The sequence below is a fragment of the Pseudoroseomonas sp. WGS1072 genome, from assembly GCF_049340465.1.
Lineage (GTDB): Bacteria > Pseudomonadota > Alphaproteobacteria > Acetobacterales > Acetobacteraceae > Pseudoroseomonas.
Map to the genome: position 1 here is coordinate 176,831 of NZ_JBMPSU010000002.1, position 18,602 is coordinate 195,432.

Consider the following 18,602-nt stretch of genomic DNA (forward strand, 5'->3'; position numbering starts at 1 on the left):
GGGCTGGGCGGCCGCGCCGCAGCGGAGCAGAAGGCGGCCGGCCAGGCTGTGCGTCCGATCACAGTCCGGTGGCCGGGAAGGGGAGGCGCCCTGCCGCTGGCGTCACGGAGGGATCATGCCGCCCCGGCTTACCGGCCCGGCGCGGCCATTCTATATCGCCTGCATGGCCCTCAGCACACACCAGCCCTGCGACAGTCCCGAGGCCGCCGTCGCCCGGCTGACCAGCCTCTACGATGCGGCGGTGGAGGCGGAGCGCACCGCGCTGGACCGCTTCATCAGCGGCGGCGCCCCGCCCAGCCGCGCCGAGCGCGAGGCCTTCCGCTATCCCGCGCTGCGCCTCGCCTGGACCTCCGACCGCCCGCCGCCACGCACCCGGCGCGCCTGGGGGAAGCTGCAGCAACCCGGCGTCTATGCCACCACCGTCACCCAGCCGGCGGGCTTCCACGACTACCTGCTGCAGCAGCTTGGACCCCTGATGGCGGAGTACGGCGCCACGGTGGAGGTCGGGCCGAGCAGCCAGGAAATCCCCTACCCTTACGTCCTGGAAGGCGGCGACGAGCTGGCGCGCGGCCGGGTGGGGGCCGCCGAGCTGGCGCGGCCCTTCCCGGTGCCCCGCCTCTCCGCCGTGGGCGACGAGGTGGCGGACGGGCTCTGGCGCCATCGGCCCGGCGCGCCGCGGCCGCTGGCGCTGTTCGACGCCGCGCGGGTCGACTACTCGCTGCGCCGGCTGGTGCACTACACCGGCACCGACTGGCGCGCCGTGCAGCCCTGGATCCTGCTGACCAACTACCAGCGCTATGTCGAGCAGTTCGTCGCCTGGGGCCTGGCCGAACTGGCCGATCCGGCGAGCCCGCACGACCGGCTCGTGCTGCCCGGCGGCGGCACGGTGCGGCGCGGCATGGCGCCCGGCGAGGCGGCCGCGCTGGTCGCCGCCAGCCCCTGGCAGCGCTTCCAGATGCCGGCCTACCACCTGCTGCGCGCCGAGGGGGAGGGGATCAGCATCGTCAATATCGGCGTCGGCCCCTCCAACGCGAAGACCATCACCGACCATCTCGCGGTGCTACGGCCGCATTGCTGGCTGATGATCGGCCATTGCGGCGGCCTGCGGCCCAGCCAGGAGATCGGCGACTACGTGCTGGCCCACGGCTACCTGCGGCGCGACAAGATCCTCGACGAGCTGCTGCCGCCGGAGATTCCGGTGCCCGCCCTGGCCGAGGTGCAGCTCGCCCTGCAGGACGCCGCCGCGCGCGTCACCGGCGCGGCGGGCGAGGCGCTGAAGCGCCGGCTGCGCACCGGCACGGTGGTCAGCTACGACGACCGCAACTGGGAACTGCGCTGGTCGCAGGAGCGGCTGCGCATCAACCTCTCCCGCGCCATCGCCGTGGACATGGAGAGCGGCACGCTGGCGGCGCAGGGCTACCGGCTGCGCGTGCCCTATGGCACGCTGCTCTGCGTCTCGGACAAGCCGCTGCACGGCGAGATCAAGCTGCCCGGCGCGGCCACCGCCTTCTACCAGCGCGCCGTGAGCGAGCATCTGCGCATCGGCATCGAGACGCTGGGCATCCTGCGCGAGCAGCTCACGGCGCTGCATTCCCGCAAGCTGCGCGCCTTCGACGAGCCGCCCTTCCGCTGAGCCGGGTCATGGAGCCGGCGCCCCGTCCAACGGCCGTTGGACGCCCCTATCCCGGCACCGCCTCGGGCAGCAGGCGCAGCAGGTTCAGCGCGCCCTCCGGCAGCGCCCCGGCCGCCACCTCGGCCAGATGCTCGTGGTGGCTCAGCAGGATCACCTGGGTGTGGCGGCTGAGCGCCAGCAACGCGCGGAAGGCGGCGCCGGCGCGGCGATCGTCGAAGCTCTGCAGGATGTCGTCCCCGAGGAAGGGCAGCGGCGGCGCGGCGGCGGCATGGTCCTCGATCGCCACCAGCCGGAGCGCCAGGAAGAGCTGGTCCCGCGTGCCTTCCGAGAGGCCCTCGACCGACACCTCCTCCGCCGGATGGTCCCGGTGCCGGAGCACCAGATGCGCCACGCCGCGCGCATCCTCGCGGGAGGCCAGGACGGGGTAGGCGCCTTCGGTCAGCAGGGCGAAGGCGGCGCCGATCCGCCGCAGCAGCCGGTCGTCCCCGCTCTCGCGCAGGCGGCCCATGGCGGCGTCCAGCAGGCCCGAGGCCGCCTGCATCAGCAGCGCGTCCTCCAGGATGCGGCCGAGCTGGGCGAGGGCCGCCTGCTGCTCCTGCAGCGCCCGGGCCGGGGTGTCGTCGCCGACCAGCGTGGCCTGCTCCGCCTCGAGCTGCGCGGCGCGGTGGGCGGCGGCGGCGATGGCGCCGGCCTGCGCCTCCTGCGCCGCGCGCGCCTCGGCCAGGGCCTCCTCCAGCGGCAGCGCGCCGAAGCCCCGGGCCTCCTCGCCCAGCGCCGCCAGGCTCAGCCCGTCCCCCGCCTCCAGCAGGTCGCGCAGGGCCTCGTCACGCGCCGCCTCCTGCCGCCGGCGCTGCTCCGCCAGGGCGATGCGCTCCTCCGCCGCCCTGGCATCCTCCGTCCCCGCGGCCGCCACGACGCCCTGCAACGCCATGTCGGCCCGCTGCAGCGCCTCGCGGCAGGCGGCGCGGTTCCGGGCGGCCGTCTCCGCCTGGCCCCGCAGGGCGGCGCGGCGGGCGGCGAGGTCGCGCGCCTCGCGCAGCCGCTGGCCGAGCCGCTCGGCCCGGACGAAGGCGTCGGTGCCGTCCTCGCCGGAGGGGGTGAGGCCGGCGGCCCCGGCGGCGAAGCTGTCCAGGTCGTGCCGCAGGTCGGCCAGGCGCTGCTCCAGCGTGGCGCGCTGCCGCAGCAGGGCCGGCAGCGCCTCCATCCGGCGCAGCGCCTCCAGCGCCTGGCCTGGCGGCTCGGCGGGGTCGCGCCCGAGGCCGCCGAGGGCCTGCCGCCAGTCCTCACGCCACAGCGCCAGGCGCGCGCCGGCCTCGGCCTCGGCCCGGCGCGCCTCGGCGAGGGCCTCGGCGGCGCGATCGCGGCGCGCCGCGATCGCGGCATGGCGGGCGGCGGCCTGCCGGGCATCGCGCCGCAGGGCCTCCGCCCGGTCGAGCAGGGCGCGCAGCCCGGCCTCGGCCTCGCCTGGCAGGGCCAGCGCCGTGGCGAGGCGTCGCGCGGCGGCCTGCTGCCCCGCCTGGATCTCCCGCCACGCCGCCTCCGCTTCCTCCAGCGCCAGGGCGGCGGCGAGGGCCGTCTCGCGCCGGGCCAGGAAAGCCTCCACCTCGCTGTCACCGGCCATGCCGTCGAGGCCGAGCGGCAGGACCACCGCGGCCCAGGCGGCGGCGGCCTCCTCCTCGGCCCTGGCGGCCTGTCCGGCCGTCTCCTCCGCCTCCTCCAGCGCCCTCCGCAGATCGGCGATGGCGGCATCCAGCGCCGCGGCGCGGGCGAGGCGCTCCGCTTCCTCGAGCCGGCGGTCGGCCAGCCGGTCGGCCTCCGCGACCGCGCGGGCATAGGCGAGCGGCAGCGGCTCACCGTGGCAGAAGGCGTGCTCCTCGGCCGTCTCCGGCGCCTCTCCGGCGAAGTGGCGGCGATAGATGAGCCGCCAGCCCGCCTCGCGCCGGGCCCGCAGGCGGGCCAGGGCCTCGGCGTCCGGCAGGCCGCCCTGGCGATCCAGCGCGGCGCGGTCCTGCCGCGCGGTCCGCAGCGCGGCGGCGATCCGTCCGGCCTCCGCCCCGGCGTGGCCGGCCCGCTCGCGCGCCGCCTGATGCGCCAGCGCCAGCCGGCGCAACGCCCCGGGCTCCGGCAGGGGAAGGTCGCGCAGCCGTCCGGGGTCGCGCAGCGGCGCCGGCAGCAGGGCGAGCTGGACCGCCAGCCTGGCCCGTGCCTCCTCCGCCTGTCGCGCGGCGGCGGCCAGGCGGCGGTCCGGGTCGCCCTCGGCGCCCAGCATCTCCAGCAGGGGCTCGAGCCCCTCCGGCAGGGCGGGCACGGGCTGCGCCGCCACGGCCGCCTCCTCCCGCAGTGCCGCCTCGCGGATGGCGGTCAGCGCTGCCGCGCGGGCCAGCGCCTCGGTCAGCGTGCCGTGCAGCTCGGCCAGGCGCCGGGCTTCGGCCAGCAGGGACAGGGCGGGCAGCGGCGTGGCGGCCTCGGCCGTCGCCTCGGGCAGTCCAAGGGCGCGACACTCGGCGAGCAGCGCGGCGCGGCACTCCGCCAGCTGGTGCTCCAGTCCCGGCAGGTCGCAGCGGGCGCGGGCGGCGACGCCGGAACCGGCCTGCAACGCCTCGATGGCGGCGGCCTGTTCCAGCACCGCCTGGTCCGGCGAGAGCCCTTCCAGCTCCGCCAGCACCTCGCGCTGCTGCGTCTCGGCGAGGTGCAGCGCCGCCTCGGCCCGCCGTGCCGCGTCCCGCGCGGCGGCGAGCCGGGCCGACAGATCCTCGGGCAGCAGCGGCGCCTCCGGATGCGCGGCCAGCCAGGCCAGGCTCTCGGCGTGCCGCGCCAGCAGCGGCCGGATACGGCGCTGCCGCTCCAGCACATGCAGCCGCTGCGCCGCCGCGCGCTCGGCCGCGCGGGCCTCGGCCAGGGCCTGGCGGGCGGCGTCCAGCACCGCCTCACGCTCGCGCCAGGCGGCGGGGCGGATCAGGCTGTCCTGCAACTGGCGGCGGCTGTCCTTCAGCCGGTCCGCGGCCTGGTGGAAGGGGCGCTGCGCGGACCGGCGCAGCGGCGCGCAGCGGTCGCGCTCGCCTTCCAGCGCCTGGCGCAGATCGCGCGCCCGGCGCAGCCCGCCGGCGGCCTGCAGCAGCGCCTCGGCGAGGTCGCCCCCGCTGGCCAGGAGCGCCTGGCCGCCGGCGCGCAGCCGCTCGGTGTCCAGGGCGAAGAGCCGTTCGAGCAAGGCCCGGTCGGCCGTGCCGAGAAGCCGTTGCGCCAGGGCCGGCGGCAGGGGCTGGCCGTCCGCCCCGGCCAGGGTGTTGCCACGGCCCTTGCGGCGCTCCAGCACGAAGGCCGCGCCATCCGGGCCGGCGCCCTCGGCCCGCAGCTGCATGCCGCCGTAGCCGTGCCGGAAGCCCATCGGGGTCTGCGCGCCGATGCCGAAGAGGAGGTCGCCCAGCGCGCTCCGCAGCACCGACTTGCCGGCGCCGTTCGGCGCCAGGATCAGATTGACCCGGCCGGGCGCCGGATCCAGCGCCAGGACCGTGTCGCGGAAGCTGCCGTAGTGGTGCAGGGAAAGCGCGGTCAGCCGCATGCCCCCTCCTCCTCGGTCAGGCGGGCGAGCAGCAGGTCGCGTGCCTGGCGCAGCAGCTCGGGGGGAAGCTCCCCCTCGGCCAGCAGCAGGGCGGGATGGCCGGCGGGCAGGGCTTCGCGCAGGCCGGGCGCGCGGGCCAGCATCTGCGTCGCGTAGTCCTGCAGGGCCGAGGCCAGCTCCGGCGCGGTCCGCGGCGCGGCGGCGATGTCCCGCACGGCGCCGAGCAGCCGGGCCGGCGCATCGTCGCCCGCCGCCGGGGCGGCACCGGGCGCGCGGGTCGCGAGGCGCACCGCCTCGATCCAGAAGCTGTCCGCCTCGGCCGCCTCCAGCCCCGCGGAGCGCAGATGGGCGCGCAGCGCCTCCGGGTCGCGCGCCAGGGCGGAATGCGCCGCCGTGGTGCCGCCAAGCTCCAGCCGCAGGGCCAGCAGCCGGCCCTCCGCCGCCTCCACCGCCGCGCCGATGGCGTCGCGCGCGCGGTCCTGCACGGCGGCGAGGTCGGCGGCCCCGCTCAGGTCCAGCGTCAGCCGCTGCCAGCGCACCACGTCCAGCGCATGGTGCTCCACGGCGGCGACGCGCCCCTCCCGCACCGTTACCAGGCTGGCGCCCTTGGCGCCCGGCTCGTTGATGTGCCGGCCCTGGAGATTGCCCGGAAAGACGATCCAGGGCGCCTCGTGCAGCACGGCGCGCTCATGCACATGGCCGAGCGCCCAGTAGTCGTAGCCATGGCCGGCGAGCTGGGCGATGGCGCAGGGGGCATAGGTCTCGTGCGCCGCGTGGCCGGCGGCGGAGCTGTGCAGCAGGCCGATGTTGAAGCGCCCGGCGAGCGGCGGCGGATAGGCGAGCGCCAGGTTCTCGACCACCGCGCGCTGGGCAAAGCTCTGGCCGTGCACGGCAAGGCCGAGCTCCGGCAGCTCCAGGCTTTCCGGCCGGCGGTGCGAGAGCAGGGTGGCGCCCTCGGGCAGGCGCAGGCTGCGGGTCAGCACGCTCTCGGCATCGTGGTTGCCGCGGATGGCGACGACGCGGATGCCGGCCCGCGTCAGCCGGGCGAAGGCGGCGACCAGGGCCTGGCCGGTCCGGTAGTCCTGCCAGTCGCCGTCATAGAGGTCGCCCGCCACCAGCAGCAGGTCGACGCGCTCGCGCAGCGCCAGCCCGACCAGATTGTCCAGCGCGGCGCGGCTGGCCTCGCGGATGCGCCGGGCCGGGGCGGAGGCATCGGCGTCGAGGCCGCGCAGCGGGCTGTCGAGATGCAGGTCGGCGGCGTGCAGGAAGCGGAAGCGGGTCACCGGAGGTGTTATTCCGGCCCGGAGGCGGCCCTGGCAAGGGGGGGCGCCGCCGCCGCGAGGCCGCGCAGCACCAGGTCGGTGTGGAGGGCGATGATCGCCTCCGGGTCGAGCCGGCCCTCGGGCTTGTACCAGGTGCAGGCGCCGGTCAGCATGGCCAGGACGGCATAGGCGGTGACCGGCGCATCCGGCAGGGTGACGCGCCCGGCCGCGGCCTCCTCCTCCAGCAGCCCGATCAGCAGCCCCTCATAGCGGCGGCGCAGGCCGATGACGGCGGCGTGGTTCCCGGGCGCCAGGGCGCGCAGCTCGAAATTGGCGATGAAGACCTCGGCCTTGCGATCGAGATGGTAGCGCAGGTGATGCGCCAGGAAGGCGCGCAGCCGCGCCAGCGGGCCGCGCCCGGCCGCTTCCAGCGCCGTCTCCGTGCCGGCCAGCAGGTCGATCATGTGGTCGTGGATCAGGCTGAAGAGCAGGGCCTGCTTGGTGGGGAAGTGGTTGTAGAGGGAGGCGGGGCGCAGGCCGACGGCGGCGGCGAGCTGGCGCAGGCTCGTCGCCTCGTAGCCGTGGCGGTGGATCAGCGCCAGGCCGGCGCGGCGGATGGCGGCGGCGGTGGTGGGGCCGTGCGAACCCGCGATGCGTGCCAAGGCCGGATGTCCCCGTATTCCCTTGCCCTTGGAAATAAACGAACATACGTTCGTTGAACAGAGGGCCGGCGAAGGCCCCGATGAGGGAGGAGCCGGCATGTCCACCGCTGCCCGTCTTGACGTCACCGGGCTGGATCACGGCCTGGGCGAGACCACCGAGGCCCTGCGCGCCCAGGTCGCCGCCTTCGCCGCCGCCGAGATCGCCCCGCGCGCCGCCGCGATCGACCGCGACAACGCCTTCCCGCCCGATCTCTGGAGGAAGCTCGGCGCGCTCGGCCTGCTCGGCATCACCGCTGAGGAGGAGCATGGCGGGGCCGGCATGGGCTATCTCGACCATGTGGTGGCGATGGAGGAGATCAGCCGCGCCTCCGCCTCCGTCGCGCTGTCCTATGGCGCCCATTCCAACCTCTGCGTCAACCAGATCCGCCGCAACGGCTCGCCGGCGCAGAAGGCGCGCCATCTGCCGCGACTGATCACGGGCGAGCATGTCGGCGCCCTGGCGATGAGCGAAGCCGGCGCCGGCAGCGACGTGGTCTCGATGCGGCTGCGGGCGGAGCGGCATGGCGGGCACTACCGCCTGAACGGCGGCAAGATGTGGATCACCAACGGACCGGATGCCGATGTGCTGGTGGTCTATGCCAAGACCGACCCGGCCGCCGGGGCGCGCGGCATCACCGCCTTCCTGGTGGAGAAGGGCTTCGCCGGCTTCTCCACCGGGCCGAAGCTCGACAAGCTCGGCATGCGCGGCTCCAACACCTGCGAGCTGATCTTCCAGGATTGCGCGGTGCCGGCGGAGAATGTGCTGGGCGCCGAGGGCGGCGGCGTCGCCGTGCTGATGAGCGGGCTGGATTACGAGCGCGCCGTGCTCGCCGCCGGGCCGCTCGGCATCATGCAGGCCTGCCTGGACCTCGCCCTGCCCTACCTGCACGAGCGGCGCCAGTTCGGCCAGCCGATCGGCACCTTCCAGCTGATGCAGGGCAAGCTCGCCGACATTTACACCGCGCTCAGCGTCACCCGGGCGCATGTCTATGCCGTGGCGCGCGCCTGCGACGCCGGGCGGGTGACGCGGCGGGATGCCGCCAGCGCCATCCTGCATGCCGCCGAGCGTGCCACCTGGATGGCGCTGGAGACCATCCAGTGCCTGGGCGGCAACGGCTACATCAACGACTATCCGGCCGGGCGGCTGCTGCGCGACGCCAAGCTCTACGAGATCGGCGCCGGCACCAGCGAGATCCGCCGCATGCTGATCGGGCGCGAGCTCTTCGAGGCCACCGCCTGATGCCGGTGATCGGGTGCGCCTCCGCCCGGCGGCGCCGCGCGGGGCCCCGGCCGGTCGACTTCGCCATGCCCGCGTGAAGCCTTCCGCGCACCTCCCGCATTACCCGGACGGACAGAGGAGGGACCGGAGATGACCGGCGACACGCAGAAGGATTATCCGAGGCCGCCGCAGCCGCGGCAGCAGCAGGCGATGCCGGGCCGCACGGACGCCATGACGCCGCGCCCCGACCATGGCGAGGACAGCTATCGCGGCAGCGGCCGCCTCGCCGGCCGGGCGGCGCTGATCACCGGCGGCGATTCCGGCATCGGCCGGGCGGTGGCCATCGCCTTCGCCCGCGAGGGGGCGGATGTGCTGATCTCCTATCTCGACGAGGAGGAGGATGCGCGGGAGACCGCGCGCTGGGTCGAGAAGGCCGGGCGCCGCGCCGTTCTGGTGCCGGGCGACATCCAGCACGAGAGCCATTGCCAGGCCCTGGTGGACCGGGCCTTCGAGGCCTTCGGCCGGCTCGACATCCTGGTCAACAACGCGGCGCACCAGGCCACCTTCGCGGAGATCGGCGACATCACCGCCGAGGAATGGGAGCTGACCTTCCGGGTCAACATCCACAGCCAGTTCCACCTCTGCAAGGCGGCGATCCCGCGGATGAAGCCCGGCGCCTCGATCATCAACACCACCTCGATCAACGCCGACGATCCCTCGCCCAACCTGCTGGCCTATGCCACCACGAAGGGCGCCATCGCCAACTTCACGGCCGGGCTCGCGCAGCTCGTGGCGGAGAAGGGCATCCGGGTGAACGGCGTGGCGCCGGGCCCGATCTGGACGCCGCTGATCCCCTCCACCATGCCGCCGGAGAAGGTGGAGAGCTTCGGCGGCAACACGCCGATCGGGCGGGCCGGCCAGCCGGCGGAGCTGGCCGGCGCCTATGTGCTGCTGGCCTCCGACGAGGGCAGCTACATCACCGGCGCCATCATTCCGGTGACGGGCGGCCGGCCGATGCTCTGAGGTTCACCCGGCGGCCAGGCCACGGCTGCGCAGCAGGGCGGCGGTCGTGGGCCGGCGGCCCCGGAAGGCCTCGTAGAGCGCCATCGGGTCGCGTGTGTCGCCGGCGCCGAGAAGCGTCCGCAGCCGAGCGGCCAGCGCCGGATCGAACGGGTCGCCGGCTTCCTCGAAGGCGGCGTAGCCATCGGCGTCCAGCACCTCGGACCAGAGATAGGCGTAGTAGCTCGCCGCGTAGCCGCCGCCGGCGAAGAGGTGCTGGAAATGCGCCGGCCGGTGCCGGATGCCGATGTCGCGCGGCATGCCGATGCCGTCGAGGAAGTCCCGCTCGAAGCGCTCGATGTCGAGGGCCCCCGGGTCGGGATGGCGGTGCAGCGCCAGGTCGATCAGCGCGGCGGCGGCATACTCCACCGTGGCGAAGCCCTGGTTGAAGTCGCGCGCCGCCAGCAGCCGCCCGATCACGGCCTCGGGCACGGCGGCGCCGGTCTGGTGGTGGCGGGCGTAGCGGCGCAGCGTCTCCGGCAGGGCGAACCAGTGCTCGTAGATCTGCGAGGGCAGCTCGACGAAGTCGCGCCGCACCGAGGTGCCGGACTGCGCCGGATAGCGCACGCGGCTGAGCAGGCCGTGCAGCGCGTGGCCGAACTCGTGGAACAGGGTCTCGGCATCGTCGAAGCTGAGCAGGCAGGGCTCGGCGCGGGCGAAATTGTTGTTGTTGACGACGATGGCGGACACCGCCGCCTCGCCCGGCATGGCTTCCTGGTCGCGGTAGCTGCTCATCCAGGCGCCCGAGCGCTTGTCCGGCCGCGCGAAGGGGTCGGCCAGGAAGATCCCGACATGCCCCTCCGCGTCGCGCACCTCATAGGCCCGCACATCCGGATGGTAGAGGGGCAGATCGGGGCGCGGCAGGAACTCCAGGCCGAACAGGCGCGAGGCGGTGTCGAAGGCCGCCTGCTGGATATTCTCCAGCACGAGATAGGGCTTCAGCGCGGCGGCGTCGAAATCGTACTCGGCGCGCCGCACGCGTTCGGCGTAGTAGCGCCAGTCCCAGGCTTCCAGCGGGCCCTCCAGCCCCTCGGCGCGGGCGAGGGCGAGCAGCTTCTCCCGCTCGCGCGCCGCCCTGGCCTTCGCCGGCTCCCAGACCTCGGCCAGCAGCGCCTCGGCCGCCTCGGGCGTGCCGGCCATGGAATCCGACAGGCGGAAGGTGGCGAAGTCCGCGGCACCCAGCAGCCTGGCCCGCTCGGCCCGCAACGCCAGGATCTCGGGGATCAGCGCGCGGTTGTCCTGCGGGCCGGGATGCGTGCCGCGGGCGATCCAGGCCCGATAGGCGGCGCGGCGCAGGTCGCGCCGGGGCGAGAAGGTCAGGAAGGGCTCGATCAGGGCGCGCCCGAGGGTGATGACATGGCCCGGCAGGCCGCGCTCAGCCGCCGCCTCGGCCGCGCCGGCGCGGAGGAAGTCCGGCAGGCCCTCCAGATCGGCCTCCCCGAGCGGCAGCGACCAGCTCTTCTCGTCATGCAGCACATTCTGGCCGAAGGCGGTGTGCAGCTCGGCCAGGCGGGTGGAGATGGCGGTCAGCCGCGCCTTGGCGGCCTCGTCCAGCGCCGCGCCGGCGCGCAGGAAGCCGAGATGCGCCCGCTCCAGCAGCCGGCGCTGGTCCTCCTCCAGCGCCAGCCTGTCGCGCCGCCGCCAGAGCCGGTCCACGCGGCGGAACACCGCCGGGTCGAGCGAGACGGTCATGCCATGCCGGGCGAGGCGGGGGGAGAGCGCGCGGTCCAGCGCCTCCAGCGCCTCGCCGCCCTGGCTGACCACGAGATTGCCGAAGACATTGCCCACCCTCGCCAGCGCCCGGCCGCTGCGCTGCAGCGCCTCGATCGTATTGGCGAAGTCCGGTTCCGCCGGGTCGGCCCCGATGGCGGCGATCTCCTCCAGATGCTCCGCCATGGCCGCCTCGAAGGCGGGCGGGAAGTGCTCCGGCAGGATGCGGTCGAAGGGCGGCAGGCCGAAGGGCGTGGTCCAGGGGGCGAGCAGGGGGTTGCGGTCGGTCATGGGCGGGGATCGGGGCAGATCGGGCAGGCTTGGTCAAGCGGGGGCGGGGTCAGGCGGGGCTGGCCCTCACGCCCCTCCCGTCGCGCGCAGATCGGCCTCGTCATGCGGCAGGCTGGCGAGCTCGCCGAGGGTCAGCGGCTTCACCGGCGAGCGCAGGTTGTAGTAGCCGATCTCGGCCGGGGAGAGCCGCCGCGCGGCGGCGATGGTCTCGGTGACGGTCAGGCCGCAGAGCCGCCCCTGGCAAGGCCCCATGCCGCAGCGCAGGAAGGCCTTCATCTGGTTGGGGCCCGGCACCTGAAGCCGCTCCGCCGCCGCGCGCAGGGTGGCGCCGGTCACCTCCTCGCAGCGGCAGGCCAGCGCCGCGTCGGCGGCGCGGCGGAAGTGGCCGGCGGGGCGGTAGAGCCGGTCGAGGAAGGCGCGGCCGCGCCGATGGCGCGCCAGGGCGGCGCGGGGGGCGGCGGCCAGCCGGTCGCGTGTGGCGGCATCGATCCGGCCGAGTGCCGCGACGGCGGCGAGGCCGGCCAGGCTGCCGCGCGCCGCGGCGGCCTCGGCCCCGGCGATGCCCGCCCCGTCGCCCGCCAGCCAGATCCCCGGCCGGGTGGTCAGGCCCCAGGCATCGGTGCGCGGCTGGAAGCAGGCCTGGACCGGTTCCCAGTCCAGCGCGCAGCCGGCGGCGGCGGCCAGGTTGAGGTTGGGCGTCACGCCCTGGTGCAGCAGCACATGGTCCACCGGCAGGCCGGCCGGGGCCGCGCCGCCCCGCCGATAGGTCACGCGCCCGGCCCGCGCCTCGCCCTCGATGGCCAGATCGGTGACGCCGCCGATGACCGGCACGGCGCGCCGCACCCGGGCCATCAGCGCCAGCCCCTTGCGGGCATAGGGCGAGGCCAGGAAGCCCGGCAGGTGGGGCAGGGCGTGGCGCCAGTTGCCCGCCGGCGTGGTGTCGAGCAGCAGGGCCGGGGGCCGCCCGGCGGCGACGAGCTGGCTGGCCAGCAGCCAGAGCAGCGGGCCGCAGCCGGCCAGCACGACGCGGCCCGTGGCGGCCAGGCCCTGCGCCTTCAGCAGCGTCTGCGCCGCGCCGGCGCTCAGCACGCCCGGCAGCGTCCAGCCGGCGACGGGGAAGGGACGTTCCAGCGCCCCGGTCGCCAGCACCACCTGCCCGGCCCGCACCAGATGTGCCCTGCCCTCCCGCGAGAAGCCCACCCGCCGCGCCGCATCCAGATGCCAGACGGCGGCGCAGGGATGATAGGCGGCGCCGCTGGCGGTGAAGGCGCGGAGCAGCGCCTCGCCCTTCCAGTAATCGGCGCCGAGGATGCGGCGGTCCGGCAGGGCGGGGTTGGCGATGCCGCGATAGATCTGCCCGCCCGGTCCCATCCCCTCGTCCAGCAGCAGCACCGAGGCGCCCTGCCCGGCGGCCACGGCGGCGGCGGACAGTCCCGCCGGGCCGGCGCCGACGACGACGATGTCATAGGCGTCGCGCGGGGCGGCTTCGCCTGGGGGCGGGGCGCTCACCGCGCCGGCTCCCGTCGGCCGCGCTGCGTCTCCACCACCATGCCGGCGCGCAGCGGTGTCAGGCAGGCCTGGCGGTTGCCAATGCCGTCGATCACCATCAGGCAGTCGAAGCAGACGCCCATCATGCAGTAGCCGCCGCGCGGCTGGCCGGAAACCGCGCTCTCGCGGCAGGCATCCTGGCCCAGCGCCAGCAGGGCGGCGGCGACGCTGTCGCCCTCGCGCCCTTCCGCCGGCGCGCCATCCAGCAGGAAGGGCAGGGCGGGGCGGCGCGCCTCAGGCAGTCGCTGGAACATCGAACCTCCGGGCGGTGAAGGGGCCGAGGGTCGCGGCCTCCAGCCGGCCCTCCGCCAGCATGGGCGCCAGCGCCAGGGCATGCGCGGCGGCCAGGGTGACGCCGCTGTGGCAGTTGCAGAGGAAGGCGCCGGGGACGCTCTCCGATTCCTCGTAGATCGGGAAGCCATCCGGCGTCATGACCCGCAGGGCCGACCAGGCGCGGACGATGTTGAGCCGGGCGAGGTCGGGAAACATGCGGGTGGCGCGGCGCGCCATCAGCGCCATGACGCCCAGGCCCTGGCCGGTGTCGAAGCCCACCTCCTCGGCGCTGTCGCCGATCATGATGCCGCCCTCGTCGGTCTGCCGCAGGTTGACGACGGGGTGGGTGAGGAAGGGCGCGGCCTTCTCCGTCACCATCACCTGGCCGCGTTGCGGCCGCACGGGCGCGCGCAGGCCCAGCATCGGCGCCAGCCGGGCATTGGCATTGCCGGCGGCCAGCACGACCCGCCCGGCGGAGAAGGCCCCGTGCGGGGTGGCGATACGGAAGCCACCCCCCGGCAGCGCCGCCAGCCGCTCGACCGGATGCTCCGGCCGGTAGGCCCCGCCCCGCTGCGCGAAGGCGGTGTGCAGGGCGCGGAAGCTGCGGAGCGCGTTCACATGCCCGTCGAGCGGTGTGTGGCAGGCGCCGATCACCTCGGGCCCGATGCCGGGAAAGACCTGGCGCAGCCGGGCACGGTCCCAGATCTCCCAGAGGAAGGGATGGAAGCCCGGCTGGGCCTGCAGACGGGTCATGAAATCCACGCGGCGGGCGGCTTCGGCCTCGGAGAGCAGCAGGGTGAAGCCGCCGGGCTGGGACAGGCCGCACTCGACGCCGGTTTCCTCCCGCAGCGCGGCGGCCAAGCCGGGCCAGAGCGCGGCGGAGCGCCGCGTCCAGTCGGAATAGGCGGGCAGGCCCAGCCCCTTGCTCTGCACCCAGACGAGCGCGAAATTGCCGCGGCTGGCGCGGAAGGCCGTGTCGCCTTCGTCCAGGATGGCGCAACGCTGCCCGAGCCGCGCCAGGCCGTAGCCGATGGCGGCGCCCATCATGCCGCCGCCCAGCACCACCGTGTCGAAATCCCGCCCCATCCTCTCCCCGCGGCCGTCCCATCGGCCGGGCACAGAGTTGCGGCCCGGCGGGGCGGCGTCAAATCGGCGGCCGGGGTGGATTGCGCCCGCAGCCCTGGCTGGCATGCTGCTTGCTGGCTTTCCGCCGCCCCGACCGCCGATGGAGACGATCATGGCCAAGACCGAGACCCCCCGGCGCGTGCTGCTGGGCATGCTGACGCCCTCCTCCAACACCGTGCTGGAGCCGGTGACCCAGGCCATGGTCGCGGGCCTGCCCGAGGTCTCGGCGCATTTCGCCCGCTTCCGCGTCACCGAGATCGGCCTCTCGCCCGGCGCCCTGGCGCAGTTCGACGACAGCGAGATCCTGCGCGCCGCCGAGCTGCTGGGCCATGCCCGGGTGGATGTCATCGCCTGGAACGGCACCTCCTCCGGCTGGTTGGGCTTCGAGGCGGATGAGCGCCTCTGCCGCCGTATCACCGAGGCCACCGGCATTCCCGCCACCACCTCGATGCTGGCGCTGAACGAGATCCTGCACCGGACCGGCGTGAAGCGCCTGGGCCTGGTGACGCCCTATACCGACGACGTGCAGTCCCGCATCCTGGCCAATTACGCGGCGCTCGGCTTTCCCTGCGCCGCCGAGCGGCATCTCGGTCTCAGCGAGAACTTCGCCTTCTCCGAGGTGGGGGCCGGGCGGCTGCGCGAGCTGGCGCGGGCGGTGGCCGGGGAGGGGGCGGACGCCCTGGCCGTGGTCTGCACCAATCTGCGCGCCGCGCCGCTGGTCGAGGCGATGGAAGCGGAGCTGGGCCTGCCGGTCTATGACACCATCGCGACGGTGGTCTGGAAGAGCCTGGCCCTCGCCGGCGTCGATCCCGCCCGCGTCGAGGGCTGGGGCCGCCTGTTCGGTGCGCTGCGCGACTGATCCCGGGGACAGAGACGGAAAAGGAGCGACCGATGGCGGCGCATGACTTCGACCTGGTGATCCGTGGCGGCACCCTGGCCAGCGCGGCGGAAGTGTTCGAGGCGGATCTCGGCATCCGCGAGGGGCGCATCGCGGCGCTTGGCCGGGGGCTCGGCCGCGGCGCCGAGGAGATCGACGCGCGCGGCCTGATCGTCACCCCCGGCGGGCTGGATTCGCATTGCCACCTGGAGGAGATGGGCCAGGACGGCTCGGCGCAGGAGGAGAGCTTCGACAGCGGCTCGGCCGCCGCGCTGGCCGGCGGCACCACGTCCTTCCTCTGCTTCCTGCCGCAATGGAAGGGTCACAGCCTGGCCGCCAGCGCGCCCGGCTACGAGGCGCGTGCCCGCGCCTCCCGCGCCGACTACTCCTTCCACCAGATCGTCACCGACCCGACGCCCGAGGTCATGGCGCGCGAGGTGCCGGCGCTGGTCGCCCGCGGCATCCGCAGCCTGAAGGTCTTCCTGACCTATGACCCGCTGCGCCTGACCGATGCGCAGTACCTGGAGGTGCTGGCCACGGCGAAGCGGCTCGGGGCCTTCGTCACCGTGCACTGCGAGAATTTCGATGCCATTGGCTGGCGCATCCAGGCCCTGCTGAAGGCCGGGCTGACGGATCCGCTGCAGCACGCCTGGTCGCGCCCGCCGGTGGTGGAGCGGGAGGCGACGCACCGCGCCATCGCGCTGGCCGAGCTGGTGGACCAGCCGATCCAGGTCTTCCATGTCTCCTGCGAGGCGGCGGCGGCCGAGATCGCCCGGGCCCGGGCGCGCGGCGTGAAGGTCTGGGGCGAGACCTGCCCGCAGTACCTGACGCTCTCGCACGAGGATCTGGTCGGGCCGGACTTCGCCGGCGCCAAGGCGGTCTGCTCCCCGGCGCTGCGCGAGGCGGCGGAACGCGAGCGGGTCTGGGCACGCATCCAGGACGGCACGCTGGACGTCGTCAGCTCCGACCATTGCGGCTTCTCCTTCGCCACGCAGAAGCGCGTGGCGGGGAGCAGCGCCTATGGCACGGGGGAGGCGGCCTCCCGCCCCGATGGCACGCCGGCCTTCAACGCCATCCCGAACGGCGTACCGGGAATCGAGACGCGGCTGCCGGTGCTGTTCTCCGAAGGCGTGTCGAAAGGGCGGATCGACCTGCCGGCCTTCGTCCGTCTCTCCTCCGCCAACGCCGCGCGGCTCTTCGGGCTGGAGGGACGCAAGGGCAGCCTGATGCCGGGCGCCGATGCCGACCTGGCGCTCTGGGACCCCGATGCCGAGCGCACCATCCGCAATGCCGAACTGCACCACGCCATCGACTACACCCCCTGGGAGGGGATGGCGGTGAAGGGCTGGCCGGTGGTGACGATCCGGCGCGGCGAGGTGGCGGTGCGCGAGGGGGAGGTGCTGGCGCGCCCCGGCTCCGGCCGGTTCCTGGCACGAGGCCCCTATGCCGCCGCCGCGCCGCGCGGCGTGGTGCCGGATGGGTTCGACGCCGCCCTGGCCTGAGCGGCGTCGGGGCGTGAATCACATTCCATCCCGTTCGAGAAACTGCCATCATTCCTGAAATGCAATTTCATTCAATGAAATTGCGATATCAGGGAGGGATTCAAGATGCAGGTATCTTCGGGGCTGGTATCTTCGGGGCTGGGCCGTCGCGCCTTGCTGGGCACTGGCGCGGCCACACTCCTCGCGCCCGGCATGCAGCGGCCCGCGCGGGCGCAGAAGGGCGACACCCTGCGCATCGGCGTGCTGACTGATCTGTCCGGCGCCTACAAGGACATCACGGGCCAGAATGGCGCCATTTGCGCTGAGCAGGCGGTGCTCGACTTCGGTGCCGCCGAGCGCGGCATCAAGGTCGAGGTGCTGCTTGCGGATCACCAGCACCGCCCCGATGTCGGCCTCAACATCGTCCGGCAGTGGTTCGACCAGGGGGATGTCGACGTGGTGATGGATGCAGGGCAATCGGCCATCGCCCTGGCGGTGAACGGCCTGGTGACGGAGCGCAACAAGCTGCACCTCAACACCGGCGCCGCCAGTTCCGAGCTGACCGGCCGCCAGTGCAGCCCCAACACCATTCACTGGCCTTACGACACATGGTGCAATGCCAATTCGACCGCCCGCTCCCTGGTGCGGGCCGGCGGCAAACGCTGGTTCTTCCTGGTGGCCGACTATTCCTTCGGCAAGACCATGCAGGCCGATGCCACGCGGATGATCGAGGCGGAGGGTGGCGAGGTCGTCGGCGCCGCCCTGCATCCCTTCCCGGGCAATACGGACTTCTCCTCCTACCTGATCCAGGCGCGGGCGCGCAGGGCCGACGTCCTCGCCCTCGCCAATGCCGGCACCGACATGCTGAACTGCGTCAAGCAGGCGGCGGAATTCGGCCTGAACCGCCAGGGCATCCGCATTGCCGCGCTGGTCGCCTTCATCCAGGACGTCAAGGCCCTCGGCCTGAATGTCGCGCAGGGGCTGACGTTGACCGAGACCTTCTACTGGGATCTGAATGACCGCACGCGGGCCTTCACCCAGCGGGTCAGGCCGCGCCTGGCCAATGGCAACTATCCGAACATGGACCATGCCTCGGCCTATTCGGCCACACTGCACTACCTGAAGGTGGTGGCCGAGATGGGCGTGGCACGCGCCAAGGCGGATGGGCGCGCGGTCTGTGCCGCGATGAAAGCCATGCCGACGGATGACGACTGCTTCGGCCGGGGCCTGATTCGGGCCGACGGGCGCAAGATCCACCCGGCCTACCTCTTCGAGGCCAAGAAGCCGGAGGAGAGCAGCGGCCCGTGGGACCTGTTGAAGCTGGTAGGCACCACACCGGCGGATCAGGCCTTCCGGCCCATCGCCGACGGTGGTTGCAAGCTCGTCACGGGATGACGGGGAACATGCGGGGACGCCTCGCGCGTCCCCGGCGCCTCCTCCCGGGAGGAGGCTATTTCAGGTGAGCGGCCAGGAACTTGTTCATCTCGAACATGGTCGCCTTGGGCTTGCCGAAGACCTTCTCCAGCTTCGCATCCGCCAGGATCTCCCGCTTGTTCTCGGGATTCTGCAGGTTGTTCGACTTGATGTAGTCCCAGACCTTGCTGACCACCTCGCCGCGGGCGATCTGGCCGTCGCCCACGATGGCGGCGAGCTCGGCCGAGGGGGTCAGCGGCTTCTGCAGGGCATTCGGCTTGCTGCCATCCTTGGGCTTGGTGGTGGCCTTCGGCTTGGTGGTGGCCTTGGCTTCACCGGTCTTCTTGGCTGGCATCCCGTTCTCCAGGGTTATCGCGTTTACGGCTGTCGATGAGGCTGAAACGTGTCAGTAGCGATCCGGATGCAGCATGGCCTTCCCGGCCTTCCGCCC

At 74.0% G+C, this 18,602-nt stretch carries 14 protein-coding genes; 6 read left to right on the forward strand and 8 right to left on the reverse strand.

What is annotated here, in order from left to right:
• Window positions 1-115: 115 nt before the first annotated feature.
• Window positions 116-1,633 carry an AMP nucleosidase gene (locus ACF3NH_RS18960; RefSeq protein WP_422925080.1) on the forward strand — a complete coding sequence of 506 codons (1,518 nt, stop codon included), beginning with the start codon at window positions 116-118 and terminating at the stop codon, window positions 1,631-1,633.
• Window positions 1,634-1,679: 46 nt separating this feature from the next.
• Here ACF3NH_RS18960 and ACF3NH_RS18965 read toward each other — a convergent pair whose 3' ends face one another.
• The 3 genes from ACF3NH_RS18965 to ACF3NH_RS18975 are packed head-to-tail and all read right to left on the reverse strand — an operon-like array spanning window position 1,680 to window position 7,116.
• Window positions 1,680-5,192 carry an AAA family ATPase gene (locus ACF3NH_RS18965; protein ID WP_422925082.1) on the reverse strand — a complete coding sequence of 1,171 codons (3,513 nt, stop codon included), beginning with the start codon at window positions 5,190-5,192 and terminating at the stop codon, window positions 1,680-1,682.
• Entirely contained in the window at window positions 5,183-6,475 is a 1,293-nt protein-coding gene (locus ACF3NH_RS18970; protein ID WP_422925084.1) for a metallophosphoesterase family protein, read from the reverse strand. The genes ACF3NH_RS18965 and ACF3NH_RS18970 overlap by 10 nt, the downstream gene beginning before the upstream one ends.
• An 8-nt stretch (window positions 6,476-6,483) precedes the next feature.
• Complete coding sequence (locus ACF3NH_RS18975; protein ID WP_422925086.1) at window positions 6,484-7,116, reverse strand: TetR/AcrR family transcriptional regulator; 633 nt, start codon at window positions 7,114-7,116, stop codon at window positions 6,484-6,486.
• A 97-nt stretch (window positions 7,117-7,213) separates the two neighbouring features.
• Between ACF3NH_RS18975 and ACF3NH_RS18980 the strand changes: the two genes are divergently transcribed.
• Both ACF3NH_RS18980 and ACF3NH_RS18985 read left to right on the forward strand, forming a co-directional pair.
• Window positions 7,214-8,395, forward strand: coding sequence for an isovaleryl-CoA dehydrogenase (locus tag ACF3NH_RS18980; protein ID WP_422925088.1), 1,182 nt, complete (start codon window positions 7,214-7,216; stop codon window positions 8,393-8,395).
• A 129-nt stretch (window positions 8,396-8,524) separates the two neighbouring features.
• Complete coding sequence (locus ACF3NH_RS18985) at window positions 8,525-9,397, forward strand: SDR family oxidoreductase (protein ID WP_198366864.1); 873 nt, start codon at window positions 8,525-8,527, stop codon at window positions 9,395-9,397.
• Window positions 9,398-9,400: 3 nt separating this feature from the next.
• Here the strand turns inward: ACF3NH_RS18985 and ACF3NH_RS18990 are convergent, their stop codons facing one another.
• From ACF3NH_RS18990 to ACF3NH_RS19005, 4 genes are all read right to left on the reverse strand, one after another.
• The gene (locus ACF3NH_RS18990) at window positions 9,401-11,434 is read right to left on the reverse strand and encodes a M3 family metallopeptidase (RefSeq protein WP_422925090.1); all 2,034 of its coding nucleotides are present in this window, start codon (window positions 11,432-11,434) and stop codon (window positions 9,401-9,403) included.
• A gap of 66 nt (window positions 11,435-11,500) precedes the next feature.
• The gene (locus ACF3NH_RS18995; protein WP_422925092.1) at window positions 11,501-12,943 is read right to left on the reverse strand and encodes an FAD/NAD(P)-dependent oxidoreductase; all 1,443 of its coding nucleotides are present in this window, start codon (window positions 12,941-12,943) and stop codon (window positions 11,501-11,503) included.
• Entirely contained in the window at window positions 12,940-13,236 is a 297-nt protein-coding gene (locus ACF3NH_RS19000) for a (2Fe-2S)-binding protein (RefSeq protein WP_422925094.1), read from the reverse strand. Before ACF3NH_RS19000 ends, ACF3NH_RS18995 begins: the two co-directional genes overlap by 4 nt.
• Window positions 13,217-14,341 (reverse strand): NAD(P)/FAD-dependent oxidoreductase, encoded by a 1,125-nt coding sequence (locus ACF3NH_RS19005; protein ID WP_422925096.1) that lies wholly within the window; start codon window positions 14,339-14,341, stop codon window positions 13,217-13,219. Before ACF3NH_RS19005 ends, ACF3NH_RS19000 begins: the two co-directional genes overlap by 20 nt.
• 151 nt (window positions 14,342-14,492) lie before the next feature.
• Here ACF3NH_RS19005 and ACF3NH_RS19010 point away from each other — a divergent pair, with 151 nt between their 5' ends.
• From ACF3NH_RS19010 to ACF3NH_RS19020, 3 genes are all read left to right on the forward strand, one after another.
• Complete coding sequence (locus tag ACF3NH_RS19010; protein ID WP_422925098.1) at window positions 14,493-15,239, forward strand: maleate cis-trans isomerase family protein; 747 nt, start codon at window positions 14,493-14,495, stop codon at window positions 15,237-15,239.
• 32 nt (window positions 15,240-15,271) lie between these two features.
• Window positions 15,272-16,759, forward strand: a complete 1,488-nt coding sequence (gene hydA / locus ACF3NH_RS19015) for a dihydropyrimidinase (protein ID WP_422925100.1) — start codon at window positions 15,272-15,274, stop codon at window positions 16,757-16,759.
• Window positions 16,760-16,864: 105 nt separating this feature from the next.
• Window positions 16,865-18,133 (forward strand): ABC transporter substrate-binding protein, encoded by a 1,269-nt coding sequence (locus ACF3NH_RS19020; RefSeq protein ID WP_198366871.1) that lies wholly within the window; start codon window positions 16,865-16,867, stop codon window positions 18,131-18,133.
• 55 nt (window positions 18,134-18,188) lie between these two features.
• Here ACF3NH_RS19020 and ACF3NH_RS19025 read toward each other — a convergent pair whose 3' ends face one another.
• On the reverse strand, window positions 18,189-18,506 hold the full coding sequence (locus tag ACF3NH_RS19025; RefSeq protein WP_198366872.1) for an SWIB/MDM2 domain-containing protein: 318 nt from the start codon (window positions 18,504-18,506) through the stop codon (window positions 18,189-18,191).
• Window positions 18,507-18,602 lie beyond the last annotated feature (96 nt).

Bases quoted from the DNA above. Each gene is read 5' to 3' on its own strand.
- ACF3NH_RS18960 (WP_422925080.1), top strand. From the start codon at position 116: ATGCCGCCCCGGCTTACCGGCCCGGCGCGGCCATTCTATATCGCCTGC.
- ACF3NH_RS18965 (WP_422925082.1), bottom strand. From the start codon at position 5,192: ATGCGGCTGACCGCGCTTTCCCTGCACCACTACGGCAGCTTCCGCGAC.
- ACF3NH_RS18980 (WP_422925088.1), top strand. From the start codon at position 7,214: ATGTCCACCGCTGCCCGTCTTGACGTCACCGGGCTGGATCACGGCCTG.
- ACF3NH_RS18985 (WP_198366864.1), top strand. From the start codon at position 8,525: ATGACCGGCGACACGCAGAAGGATTATCCGAGGCCGCCGCAGCCGCGG.
- ACF3NH_RS18990 (WP_422925090.1), bottom strand. From the start codon at position 11,434: ATGACCGACCGCAACCCCCTGCTCGCCCCCTGGACCACGCCCTTCGGC.
- ACF3NH_RS19000 (WP_422925094.1), bottom strand. From the start codon at position 13,236: ATGTTCCAGCGACTGCCTGAGGCGCGCCGCCCCGCCCTGCCCTTCCTG.
- ACF3NH_RS19005 (WP_422925096.1), bottom strand. From the start codon at position 14,341: ATGGGGCGGGATTTCGACACGGTGGTGCTGGGCGGCGGCATGATGGGC.
- ACF3NH_RS19010 (WP_422925098.1), top strand. From the start codon at position 14,493: ATGGCCAAGACCGAGACCCCCCGGCGCGTGCTGCTGGGCATGCTGACG.
- hydA (WP_422925100.1), top strand. From the start codon at position 15,272: ATGGCGGCGCATGACTTCGACCTGGTGATCCGTGGCGGCACCCTGGCC.
- ACF3NH_RS19020 (WP_198366871.1), top strand. From the start codon at position 16,865: ATGCAGGTATCTTCGGGGCTGGTATCTTCGGGGCTGGGCCGTCGCGCC.
- ACF3NH_RS19025 (WP_198366872.1), bottom strand. From the start codon at position 18,506: ATGCCAGCCAAGAAGACCGGTGAAGCCAAGGCCACCACCAAGCCGAAG.